General features: G+C 66.6%; 10 protein-coding genes. 4 read left to right on the forward strand and 6 right to left on the reverse strand.

The annotated features are described in order from the left end of the window. Position 1 precedes the first annotated feature (1 nt). The 4 genes from kduI to JAO74_RS06740 all read right to left on the reverse strand — a co-directional run bounded on the left by kduI (position 2) and on the right by JAO74_RS06740 (position 4,335). Positions 2-838: a 5-dehydro-4-deoxy-D-glucuronate isomerase gene (gene kduI, locus JAO74_RS06725; protein WP_199036366.1), complete on the reverse strand. Its 837-nt coding sequence runs from the start codon at positions 836-838 to the stop codon at positions 2-4. Continuing rightward, a complete protein-coding gene (locus tag JAO74_RS06730) occupies positions 838-2,001 on the reverse strand; it encodes a glycoside hydrolase family 88/105 protein (protein WP_199036368.1) in 1,164 nt (387 codons plus the stop codon). The genes kduI and JAO74_RS06730 overlap by 1 nt, the downstream gene beginning before the upstream one ends. Further along, a complete protein-coding gene (locus JAO74_RS06735) occupies positions 1,998-3,326 on the reverse strand; it encodes an MFS transporter (protein ID WP_199036370.1) in 1,329 nt (442 codons plus the stop codon). The genes JAO74_RS06730 and JAO74_RS06735 overlap by 4 nt, the downstream gene beginning before the upstream one ends. Before the next feature lie 268 nt (positions 3,327-3,594). Next, positions 3,595-4,335, reverse strand: a complete 741-nt coding sequence (locus JAO74_RS06740) for a FadR/GntR family transcriptional regulator (RefSeq protein WP_199036373.1) — start codon at positions 4,333-4,335, stop codon at positions 3,595-3,597. 106 nt (positions 4,336-4,441) lie between these two features. On the opposite strand from JAO74_RS06740, the gene JAO74_RS06745 reads away from it, so the two are divergent. Next, positions 4,442-5,371 carry a DUF4861 family protein gene (locus tag JAO74_RS06745; protein ID WP_332908745.1) on the forward strand — a complete coding sequence of 310 codons (930 nt, stop codon included), beginning with the start codon at positions 4,442-4,444 and terminating at the stop codon, positions 5,369-5,371. A 1-nt stretch (position 5,372) separates the two neighbouring features. Continuing rightward, positions 5,373-6,635 carry a DUF2264 domain-containing protein gene (locus JAO74_RS06750; RefSeq protein WP_199036374.1) on the forward strand — a complete coding sequence of 421 codons (1,263 nt, stop codon included), beginning with the start codon at positions 5,373-5,375 and terminating at the stop codon, positions 6,633-6,635. 38 nt (positions 6,636-6,673) lie between these two features. Here the strand turns inward: JAO74_RS06750 and JAO74_RS06755 are convergent, their stop codons facing one another. Together JAO74_RS06755 and JAO74_RS06760 are read right to left on the reverse strand one after the other, a co-directional pair. After that, the gene (locus JAO74_RS06755; RefSeq protein WP_199036375.1) at positions 6,674-6,967 is read right to left on the reverse strand and encodes a hypothetical protein; all 294 of its coding nucleotides are present in this window, start codon (positions 6,965-6,967) and stop codon (positions 6,674-6,676) included. A gap of 91 nt (positions 6,968-7,058) precedes the next feature. Further along, the gene (locus JAO74_RS06760) at positions 7,059-7,388 is read right to left on the reverse strand and encodes a DMT family transporter (protein ID WP_199036376.1); all 330 of its coding nucleotides are present in this window, start codon (positions 7,386-7,388) and stop codon (positions 7,059-7,061) included. Positions 7,389-7,652: 264 nt separating this feature from the next. On the opposite strand from JAO74_RS06760, the gene JAO74_RS06765 reads away from it, so the two are divergent. After that, positions 7,653-8,999, forward strand: a complete 1,347-nt coding sequence (locus JAO74_RS06765) for a 2OG-Fe(II) oxygenase family protein (protein WP_332908755.1) — start codon at positions 7,653-7,655, stop codon at positions 8,997-8,999. A 103-nt stretch (positions 9,000-9,102) separates the two neighbouring features. Further along, a complete protein-coding gene (locus JAO74_RS06770; protein ID WP_233150747.1) occupies positions 9,103-11,889 on the forward strand; it encodes a M14 family metallopeptidase in 2,787 nt (928 codons plus the stop codon). Positions 11,890-12,113 lie beyond the last annotated feature (224 nt).

Below are 12,113 nucleotides of genomic sequence, written 5' to 3' on the forward strand. Positions count from 1 at the left end.
GTCAGCGCAGCTGGCAGATGTCGAGCACGTCCATGTCGTTGTAATCGAGATTCTCGCCCGCCATCGCCCAGATGAAGCTGTAGTTGCTGGTGCCGGCCCCCATGTGGACGGACCAGGGGGGCGAGATCACCACCTCCTCGTTGTCCATCACGATATGGCGCAGGTCGTCGGGTTGGCCCATATAATGGAAGACGCGATTGTCGTCCTCCAGATCGAAATACAGATAGATTTCGGAGCGTCGCTCATGAACGTGCGGCGGCATTGTGTTCCAGACGCTGCCGGGTTTCAGGATGGTGAGGCCCAGACACAGCGACGCGCTCTGGCAGGTATGCGGCAAGAGCAACTGGAAGATGCTCCGCTCGTTCGAGGTCCTGAGACTCCCGCGCTCCATCGGATTGGCCTCGTCGCGGACCAGCTTGCGCAATGGGAACGCGGCATGGGCGGGGACGCTGAGCAGGTAGAAGCGCGCGCCGTCGCCCGCGAAGGTCACGTCGGCCGACCCCATCGGCACGTACAGCGCCTCGTATCTGGCGATCGTGATCGCCTCGCCATCGACGGTGACGATGCCGTCGCTATGGCCGATGTTGACGACGCCCATCTCGCGGCGTTCGAGCAGGGGATGCCCCGCCGCGCTGGCCGGCTCGGTCTGGCGGGGCAGGGCGATCGGGTCGCCCGCGGGCACCGCGCCGCCAATGATGAAGCGTTCGCCATGCGAATAGGTGAGGACGATCTCACCCGCCCGGAACAGCCCGCTAACCAGATACCGGTCGCGCAGGTCCTGCCCCGACGCGGTGTCCATCATATCGGGATGGCTGGCGTAATAGGTGCGCTCGAACATCAGCGGAGATTCAGGTCGGCGACGGCGGTGGCGGCGAGCAGGAAGGCGCCGACGCCGTAATATTGCGTATCGGCCGCCTCCACCTTTTCCGGGCGGTCGCTGACCTGTTGCACCCAGCCTAGCCGACCATCGGGCTGGACCGCGCGGACGAGGCCAGCCCAGCCGCGCCGCACGACGGGTTCATAGGTCGGGCGGTCGAGCAAACCGGCCTTGATCCCCCATGCCATGCCATAGGTGAAGAAGCCGGTGCCGCTCGATTCCGGCGGTGCGTTCTCGGGCGCGAGCAGCGAGGGCGCCCAATAGCCGTCGGGCTTTTGCAGACCCTTCAGCCGGACCGCCATCTGGGTGAACAGGCGTTCCATGCGGACGCGGTCGGCGCTGCCCCTGGGTAACAGCGGGATGATGCGGGCCATGCCGGCGAAGACCCAGCCGTTGCCGCGGCTCCAGAACTGCTTGCGACCCTTGTCGTCGCGGCGTTCGAAGAAGCGGCTGTCGCGGTAATAAAGATGCTCGGCGGGATCGAACAGGAAGTCGGTGGTCGCCCAGAACTCGCTCGTTGCGAAGTCGCGGTAACGGGGGGCGCCGGTCTGCTGCGTCAGCGCAACGAGCGCGGGCGGGGCCATGAACAGCGCGTCGCACCAGCACCAGCGGGTCAGGCATTCGGTGTCGCCATAACCGGACGGCGGCACCGCGAAGGCGAGGGTGGTGACGGCGGGCTTTGCAAGGATACGGTCGAAGGTGGCTTTGGTGGGGGCCATCGCCGCCGGGCCGGCGCCGTTGCGGGCGGCCCAGAGATAGGATTGGGTGATGGCGTGGTCGTCGGCGAAATAGGGTTTCGCGCCCGGTTGCCAGTCGTTCGCGCGCCCCATCGCCATGATCGCCTGCTTGATCCTGGGCGACTGGCCGGCATCGGCGAGGGCGGTCATGCCGACCCAGAACACGGCCTGTTCCCAAGCGCGCGGATTCTTCGTTTCGTGCGTGGCGCGCGACACGGTGGCGGTGTCGGACATCCGGCCGAGCTGCCATTCCGCCAGCCGGGTGGCGGCGGCGATTGCGGCGCGGGGGCTGGCGATGTCGGCGGCCGCGCTGGTCGGAGCCTGCGCGGCAAGGGGCAGGGCAAGGGCCTGCGCCGCCATCAGCGCGACGAGGGGGCGGACGATCATGCGGATGTCTCCGGAGAAGCAAGGGGAAGGCCCGCGCGCGTCGGCGTCAGGCGGGGACTGAGCAGGTGAAGCGCGATCAGGCCGAGGAAATACGACCCGCCCGCCACCGCGAAGATCGGGCCGTAACTGCCCGAAATGTCGAGGACATAGCCGATGAACTTGGCGATCAGCATGCCGCCGATCGCGCCCGCCGTGCCGCCGATGCCGACCACCGATCCCACCGCCGCGCGCGGGAACAGGTCGGACGGCAGCGTGAGCAGGTTGGCGGAGAATGCCTGATGCCCGGCGGTGGCGAGGCCGATCAGCAGCACCGCCGTCCACAACGAATCGATGTACTGCACGGTGACGATCGGCAGGATCAGGAACGCGCAGGCGAGCATCGTCAGCTTGCGCGCGGCGTTGACGCTGTATCCCGCCTTCATCAACCGCGACGATGTCCAGCCGCCGGCCACGCTGCCCAGATCGGAGATGACGTAGATGACGACCAGCGGCGGTCCGAAGCTCTTCAGATCGAGGCCGTATCGCTTGCCGAGGAAATCGGGCAGCCAGAACAGGAACATCCACCAGATCGGGTCGGTGAAGAACTTCGGCAGCGCATAGGCCCATGTCTCGCGCACCGCGAACAGCTTGCGCCATGGCAGATGGCCGGCGGGGGGCATGGGATCGCTGCGGATGAACGCCAGTTCTTCCGCGCCGACGCGGGTATGTTCCTCGGGCCGGCGATAGATGGCGATCCAGGCGATCAGCCAGACGACACTGAACGCGCCCGTCGCGATGAACGCCATCCGCCAGCCATAGGCGAGCGCGATGGCGGGGACGAGCAGCGGCGTGACGATCGCGCCGACATTCGCCCCGGCGTTGAACAACCCGACCGCAAAGGCGCGCTCGCGTTGCGGAAACCAGTCGCTGACGACCTTCAGCCCGGCGGGGAAGTTGCCGGATTCGCCCAGCCCCAGCGCGAAGCGGACGACGGCGAACTGGACGACGCTGTTCACCAGCCCGTGCGCCATGTGCGCCAGCGTCCAGAAGGTGAAGGCGACGGCATAGCCGACGCGCGCGCCGGCGACGTCCATGAACCGGCCGACGCACAGGAAGCCGATCGCATAGGCGGCCTGAAACCAGAACACGATGTCCGCATACTGACTCTCGCGCCAGCCGAGATCGGCCTGCAACAGCGGTTTCAGCACGCCGATCATCTGCCGATCGACATAGTTGATCGCGGTGGCGGCGAAGAGCAGGCCGCAGATAACCCAGCGATAGGACCCGGCGCGCGTCGCCGCGCCGGCGATCGTGGTATCGGCGGTGGTGTCGGCGGGATCGGTCATGATGTCGCGGATCGGTTGGGGGTGGGCATCCGCGATATCATCCTCACTGGCGCAGGCTGATGCTGCGTTTCGGTATTGTTGTCATATAAATCGGGGTGGCGTCAACCGGAGGTGCGATGAATCAATCCTCCCCGGGAAGGGGAGGTGGCGGGCCGAAGGGCCGACGGAGGGGTAGCTCTCCGCAATCGAGCGCTCTCCTTATTACCGCGCTACCCCTCCGTCACGCTACGCGTGCCACCTCCCCCTCCGGGGAAGGATTAGGGTGATTTCAGGCAGCCCGGTCGCGCAGGCGTTTCGTTTCGCTCAGTTGCGAATGGCGGCTGAGGCTTTCCTGCATGTGGTGGCGGGCGGCGGCGCGGGCGCGGTCGGAATCCATCCGGACGATCGCGTCGAGGATCGCTTCGTGTTCGGCGCGGACCAGCGCGGCATAGGCACGGTGCGCTTCGTCCGACTGCCCTTGCAGATACAGGTTGCGCGGCGGGACGAGGCGCAGGCCGAGGAAATCGATCAGCCGGACGAAATAATCGTTCTGCGTCGCGCGCGCGATGGCGAGGTGGAAGGCGATGTCGGCGCGGGCGGCGGCGGCGGGATCGTCGCTGACATCCGCCATCTCCTGCAACGCCTCGCGGATCGCGCCGATATCGGCGGTGGTGCGGCGGGCGGCGGCGAGCGAGGCCATCTCGGTTTCCACCGCCAGCCGCATTTCGAGCAGCTTGATGACATCGGTCAGTTCGCTCAGTTCGTCGCGCGTGACCTGAAAGGCGCGATAGGCGGCGGTGTCGGCGACGAACACGCCCGACCCCTGCCGCGAATTGGTCAGCCCCTGCGCGGACAGGCGAGCCACCGCTTCGCGCACCACCGTGCGGCTGACGTTTTCGGCGATGCAGATGTCCTTCTGCGTCGGGAAGCGCGATCCCGGCGGCATTTCACCCGACCTGATGCGCGCCTCCAGCTTCACGAACAGGTCGTCGGTCAGCGACGAGGGGCGATCGGTCACGGTCTTCTCCATGTGGCCCTTATCCTTGCGGGTTGCGTAGCGGCCATGCTCTTGTACTATCAATCTATCATCGTTCATACGGAGCGTCGATCCCGATAACGGGTGAAGAGGAGAGAGCGTGAAACGTCCCCGCCTGATCGCGATGCTGTCGGCGCTGATCGCCGCTCCCCTGCTGTCCGCGCAATCCGCGCCGCCTTCAGCCAAGCCGCTCGCCCCGCCGACCGGGGCGGCGCGCCAGCCGCGCGCGGCGGTGATGCTGGCGGATTATCGCTATGACGACCTGCTGTGGGAAAACGACCGTACCGCGCACCGCATCTATGGCCATGCGCTGGAGGCGGCCGAGCCGCCGTCCGGCTCCGGCATCGACGCCTGGGGCAAGAACGTCGCCTGGCCGTTCATGGACCGTCAGTTGCGCACCGGCGACCAGCACGCATTCCATGGCGAGGGGCTGGATTTCTACAATGTCGGCAGCGCGCGCGGCGATGGTGGTCTGGGCATCTGGTACGACAACAAGCTGTGGACCTCGCGCAATTTCGTCCGCCACCGCATCCTGAAGAACGGACCCGACGCGGCGGATTTCGAGGTGGATTACGCGCCCTGGCCGGTCGATGTCGGCCGGCGGGTATGGGAGACGCGGCGCTTCACCCTGCCGCTGGGCACTGCCTTCACGCGGCAGGTATCGACGATCTCGTCCGACCGGCCGGGGCCGTTGCTGGTCGGGATCGGCATCGGCAAGCGCGCGACGGGCGATGGCGGCAAGCTGACCGTCGACCGGGCACGGGGCGCGCTGTCGTTCTGGGGGCCGGACGATCCGGGGCATGGCGCGATGGGGATCGCGATCCGCGTCGATCCGGCGATGATCGCCGAAATCCGCGACGATGCCGATAATCATCTGGTGCTGTTGCGCGTCGTGCCGGGCAAGCCGTTCGTCTATTACAGCGGCGCGGCGTGGAGCCGGGGGGTCGGCGATATCCGCAGCCGGGCGGACTGGGACAAGTATGTGATGGCGGCCCGGCTCGACTTCACCGTGCCGGCGGGCGGCCGATAGGATGGAACGGCGCGAATTCCTGACGACGGCGGGGCTGGGTGCGCTCGCGGCACCGGCGATGGCGCAGGGCGGTGGCGCAACCAGTCAGGCGGGGGGCGATGGCGCCGACGACCGTCGCTACATGCTCGACCTGCTGGTGCGCATGGCGACGCCGGTGCTGGAACCGATGGCAAAGGGTCGGTTGCAGACCCGCTTCGATCCCGAACTCAGCCCGACATGGGACAAGCGTGACAAGCGGGTGGCGTATCTGGAATGTTTCGGCCGGCTGATGGCGGGGATCGCGCCATGGCTGGCGCTGCCGGATAGCGACGGCGCGGAGGCGCGGGTGCGCGCGACGCTGCGTGCGCAGGCGGTGGCCGCTTACGCGCACTCCGTCGATCCGAAGAGCCCGGATTGCCTGTTGTGGCAGGGCGCGGGACAGGCGCTGGTCGATTCCGCCTATTTCACCAACGCGCTGATGCGCGCGCCGAAACAATTGTGGGAGCCGCTCGACAAGGCGACGAAGGCGCGGATCGTGACGGTCATCAAAGGCCTGCGCGACGTATCGCCGCCGTACACCAACTGGCTGTTGTTCGCGGCGATGAACGAGGCGTTCCTGCTGTCGATCGGCGAGCAATGGGACCCGGTGCGCATCGATCTGGCGATCCGCAAGTTCAACGAATGGTATGTCGGCGATGGCTGGTATGCCGACGGGCCGCATTTCCATTACGATTACTATAATTCCTACGTCATCCATCCGATGATCGTCGAAATCCTCGAAGTGCTGGTCGCCACGGGGGCGAAGTTCAACAGCCTGCCCGCGAAGGACCTGCTGGATCAGGCGTACAAGCGGATGCAGCGCTGCGGCGAAAGTCTGGAACGGATGATCGGCCCCGATGGCAGTTATCCGCCGATCGGCCGATCGCTGACCTATCGCACCGCCGCCTTCCAGCCGCTGGGTCTGCTCGCATGGCGCAAGCGATTGCCGAAGAGCCTGCCGGAGGGACAGGCGCGCGCGGCGACGGTGGCGGCGCAACGCGCGATCTTCCGCCATCCGTCGAATTTCGATGCGAAGGGATATCTGACGATCGGGTTCGCCGGGCATCAGCCGACGCTGGGCGACTGGTATTCGAACGCGGGCAGCATGTATCTCGCCTCGCTCAGCCTGCTGGCGCTGGGCCTGCCGGCGGCGGACAGCTACTGGACCGCGCCGCCGCAGGACTGGACGATGAAACGCGCATTTGCGGGCGAGCGGTTCGCGAAGGATTACTACGTGGATTATTGAGGGGATGGTCTGGTTTTGGTGGGGAACTGCTATTAAGATCAGGCGCGCGGCAGCTTCCCAGCGATGCGCTCGAACTCGGCCGCTGTGAAGCCAGTCAAGGTTGGCATCTCCCAATCGAAGAACTGCGCGTTTGATATGGCGTGAAGGATAAGGCTGCGCACGCCCACAAGCTCGCCGAATGACAACTCCGTGCTGGGGACCACGTTCAGCGCCGCTTCGGCTAACCGATCCGCCAAAGGCTCAATGCTTGGCGAGGTAACGACGATCTCACCGTCGCGCTCAAGCTCGCTTACCGCGTCGGCCATCACACGGCTCAACTGCTGATCGATCACGTCTTGCCCTCCGGTTGAGTGCTGGTGATGGCAGAGGCCCGTTACGACAACAATTGGGCACTAGCCGTCCCATAGCCCTCACTCGCTTCTGCTAATGCGCCCCCACCTTCGAAAACACGTTCATCACGATCACCCCGATCATGATGAACCCCATGCCGATCATCGCCGGCGCATCCAGTTTCTGACCCTGGAACATCCATGCGACGGCGGTGATGAGGACGATGCCGACGCCGGACCAGATGGCATAGGCGATGCCGGTGGGAATATCGCGCAGCGTCAGCGACAGGAAATAGAAGGCGACGACATAGCCCGCGCCGGTGACCAGCGACGGCAGCAGCTTCGTGAAGCCGTCGGATTGCTTCATCGAGGAGGTGGCCGTCACCTCGGCGACGATGGCGATCAGCAGGTAGAGATAGGGCATGGCCACTCGCTAGAGCAAATTGCGTGAAATCGGACCTACTCTTGACCGTTCGGCCTGAGCGAAGTCGAAGGTCAACCTCTCCCCAAAGTGCTTCGACTGCGCTCAGCACGAGCGGGTTTAAATAAGCGCTGGATACTCTACGGCGGGCGATGCGGCGTGTCACGCGGCGGCGGTGATGACTTGCCGGCGACGGACGGATAGGTTCGGGCATCCAGCCGGAGACCCGTAATCGCCGCTCCCCCATCCCCGACCGAGCGTGGCCGCCTGTTGAAGGCGCAGGGTGACCTGCGCGGGGCGGCGGCGTGCTATGCGCAGGCCGTGGCGGCGCGGCCGGACAGTGCGGTGGCGGAGCATAATCTGGCGTCGGTGCTGGGCGACCTGAACGACTTCGCGGGCGCGGCGGCGGCGGCGGCGCGGGCGATCGCCAAGGGCGGCGATGCGCCGGAGACATGGCTGGTGCGCGGGCGGGCGTTGCAGGGTCTGGGCGAACTCGACGCGGCGGACGATGCGCTGGCGACGGCGGTGGCGCGGCGGCCGGATTATGCCGTGGCGCACCGCGATCTGGCGCAGTTGCGCTGGATGCGGAGCGCGGATGTGGGCCACGCGCTGACGGCGATCGAACGGGCGCCGTCCACCGCTGCCCTGACGCAGGTGAAGGCGACGGTGCTGATGGAGGCGGGCGACGACGATCGCGCGGCGGCGGTGCTCCGCGCGGCGCTGGCGAGCGAGCCGGGGCATGTCGGGCTGCGATTGCTCGCCGCGCAGGTGGCGGCGCGGCTGGGCGATGCGGAGGGGCAACTGGCGCAGGCGAGCGCGGCATTGCGGGCGGCGTCTGCCTCGATCGAGGCGGCGAAGGCGGTGGCGGAGGCGCTGCTCCACGCCGGCCGTGCGGGCGAGGCGGCGGCGTTGGCGGCGCGGATCGTGGCGGCGGTGCCGGACGATCAGGGCGCGATCGCGGTGCAGGCGACGGCGTGGCGGCTGATCGGCGATCCGCGCTATGTCGCGCTGTGCGAGGACCCGGCGCTGGTGTCGGTGACGACGATCGAGACGCCGGCGGGGTGGGCGGACCTTGGCGCGTTCCTGACCGATCTGACGTCCGAACTGGCGACGCGGCATCGCTGGCGCACGCATCCGCTGGAACAATCGGTGCGGCATGGCAGCCAGACGCAGGAGGATCTGGCGCAACTCGACGTGCCGGTCGTGCGGGCACTGTTCGCCGCGCTCGATGCGCCGATCCGGGCGCATATCGCGGGGCTGGGTAGCGGCACCGATCCCGTGCGGCGGCGCGTGGCGGCGGATTATCGCTTTGCGGGTGCGTGGTCGGTGCGGTTGTCGCCGGGGGGCTTTCACAGTGACCATGTCCATCCGCGCGGCTGGTTGTCGTCGGCGTTCTACGTCGCGTTGCCCGAGGCGGTGGAGCGGGAGCCGGAGGGGTGGCTGGCGCTGGGGCGGCCGGGCATCACGACGCAGCCGGCGCTGGGGCCGGTGCGGCATATCCGGCCGCGACCGGGGCAACTGGTGCTGTTCCCATCCTATCTGTGGCACGGGACCGAGCCGTTCGCGGGCGAGGCGTCGCGATTGAGCGTGGCGTTCGATCTGTTGCCGGCGTGATTATTTGCCGGGCGGGGTGTGGTCGGCCGCCGGGGTTGCGTCATGATGGTTGACCGGTCGTACGTCATGGGGCGGCGACCGCACAAAATCGGGGGACGCGATGATGAAGATCGGTTTGCTGTTGGGCACCACGTTGCTGGCGAGCGCGCAGATGCTGCCGGCGCAGGTCATCACCCCGCCGGTGGCGGGCGTCACCGCGCCCTCGCAAGGTTTCCCGACCGAGCCGGGGAGCGATTATTATCTGGCGAACTACGATGCGTATGAGGCGTATCTGAAGAAGCTCGCCAGCCAGTCCGACCGGATGAAGCTGGTCGATATCGGCAAGTCGGCCGAGGGGCGGACGATGTGGATGGCGATCGTCTCGTCGCCCGCAAATCTGGCGAACCTCGACCGCTATCGCGCCATCGCGCAGCGGCTGGCCAAGGCGGAGGGCGTAAAGGAGGCCGAGGCGAAGGCGCTGGCGGCCGAGGGCAAGGCGGTGGTGTGGATCGATGCCGGCCTGCACGCGACCGAGACGGTGACGACGCAGAGTCAGATCCACGTCCTCTACCGGATGCTGACCGGCACCGATGCCGAGACGATGCGGATACTGGACGAGACGATCGTCCTGTTCGCGCACGACAATCCGGACGGCCTGCAACTCGTCGCCGACTGGTACATGCGGAACAAGGACCCCAAGGACCGCGAGTTCCGCACGATCCCGCGGCTGTACCAGAAATATGTCGGCCACGATAACAACCGCGACAGCTTTATGGCGCAGATGCCCGAGACGGTAGCGATCAACCGCGTGCTGTTCCGCGAATGGTTTCCACAGATCGTGTTCAACCAGCATCAGACCGGGCCGGCGGGCATGGTGGTGTTCGTGCCGCCGTTCCGCGACCCGTTCAATTACAACTACAACCCGATCGTCATGACCGAGCTGAACGAGGTCGGCGCGGCGATGCACAGCCGGCTGGTGTCGGAGGAAAAGGGCGGATCGGGCATGCGCAGCGCCGCGCCCTATTCGACGTGGCACAACGGCATGGTGCGATCGATCGCGTATTTCCACAACTCGATCGGTTTGCTGACCGAGATCATCGGCGGGCCGACGCCGGAGAAGATTCCGCTGATCGCCGACACGCAACTGGCGCGCAGTGACGAGCCGCTGCCGATCGGGCCGCGCGACTGGCACTTACGCGATAGTCTGGAATATCAATGGTCGCTCGACCGGGCCGTGATGGATTACGCCGCGCGCAACCGCGAACGGTTGCTGCTGAACATCTGGCGGATGGGCGATCAGGCGATCCAGCGCGGCAATCGCGATAGCTGGACGACGACCCCGGCAGAGGTCGATGCGCTGAAGGAAGCGGGCAAGTCGAAAAAGGCGGACGAGGGCTTCGTCGGCTATAACAGCCGTGCCCGCGAAGGCATGGTCGCGCCGGACCTGTACAAGACGGTGCTGCAGGACCCCGCGAAGCGCGATCCGCGCGGATACATCCTGTCCGCCGACCAGCGCGACCTGCCGACGACGGTGGCGTTCCTGAACACGCTCATCAAGAACGGCGTCGATGTTCAGCGTTCGACGGCGGCGTTCACGGTCGGCGGCAAACGCTATCCGGCCGGGTCGTATGTGGTGAAGACGGCGCAGGCCTATCGCCCGCATGTGCTCGACATGTTCGAACCGCAGGATCATCCGCACGATCTGGAATATCCGGGCGGGCCGCCCAAGGCGCCGTACGACATCACCGGCTATACGCTGGCGTACCAGATGGGCGTCGGCTTCGACCGGGTGCTGGAGGGCTTCGACGGGCCGTTCGCCAGGGTGACGGACATGATCGCGCCGCCGCCGGGCCGGATCGTCGGGTCGGGCCGCGCCGGCTGGCTGGTCGGGCATGAGACGAACAACGGCTTCATCCTGACCAATCGCCTGTTGAAGGCGGGGGTGCCGGTGTCGTGGGTGAAGGCGGAGACGAAGGCCGGGGGCAAGACGCTGGCGCCGGGCGCGATCTGGATTCCGGCATCGGCAGGCGCGCGTGAGGTACTGGCGCGCGGCGTCGCCGAATTGGGGATCGACGCCTATGCCGCCGGTCGCGCGCCGGCGGGCGGCACGATGGCGCTGAAGCCGGTCCGCGTCGGACTGGTCGATCGATATGGCGGGATCATGCCGGCGGGGTGGACGCGGTGGCTGCTGGAGGAGTTCGAGTTCCCGTTCTCGGTCGTCTATCCGCAGGAGCTGGACGCCGGCAATCTGAACGGGAAATACGATGTGCTGCTGTTCGCGGACGGCACGGTGCCGACGGTGCGGGGCGGGCCATATCCCGGTGGTTACCGGTTCGAGATGCCCAAGCCGGAAAGTATCCCGGCCGAATATCGCAGCTGGCTGGGCGATGTGACGACCGACAGGACGGTGCCGGCGGTGAAGGCGTTCGCGGAGGCGGGCGGCACCGTGTTGACGGTGGGCAGCGCCAATCGGCTCGCCACGCTGCTGGCGCCGCAATTGCAGCCGGCGTTGGTGACGAAGAAGGCGGACGGAACGCTGGCGGCGCTCGATACGAAGGAGTTCTACATTCCCGGCGCGGTTCTGTCGGCCAGCGTCGATACGCGCCAGCCGCTGGGATATGGGATGACGCCGCGGGTCGATATCTTCTTCGACGACAGCCAGCCGTTCCGGCTGGATGCCGGGGCGGGGGCACGGGTGGCGTGGTTCGACAGCGCGAAACCGCTGCGCAGCGGCTGGGCGGTCGGGCAGGAGAAGCTGCAGGGCACCATCGCGGTCGCCGACCTCGATCTCGGGCGCGGCAAGCTGTTCGCGATGGGGCCGGAGGTAACGCAGCGGGCGCAGCCCTATGCGACGTTCAAGCTGCTGTTCAACGGGTTGCTATATGGTCCTTCGGTGGCGGCGACGCGGTAGGACACCCACCCTTACCCTTCCGCGGCTTTGCCGCTCCCTCCCTCTCCCGGTGGGAGAGGGAAAAAACCCCGAAGGCGGCAAAGGGTGAGGGTGGTTGTTTCGCGATACGAGATATCAGAACACTAAAGTTTCATATTTAAATAATTTTTCGGAACTTTTTTACGAAACGCGGGTGAGGGAATGTGACAGCCCTGCGTCTTTCCCGATGAAGCCGCCAACGAAGC

The organism is Sphingomonas mollis, from assembly GCF_016427505.1.
Taxonomy (GTDB): domain Bacteria; phylum Pseudomonadota; class Alphaproteobacteria; order Sphingomonadales; family Sphingomonadaceae; genus Sphingomonas; species Sphingomonas mollis.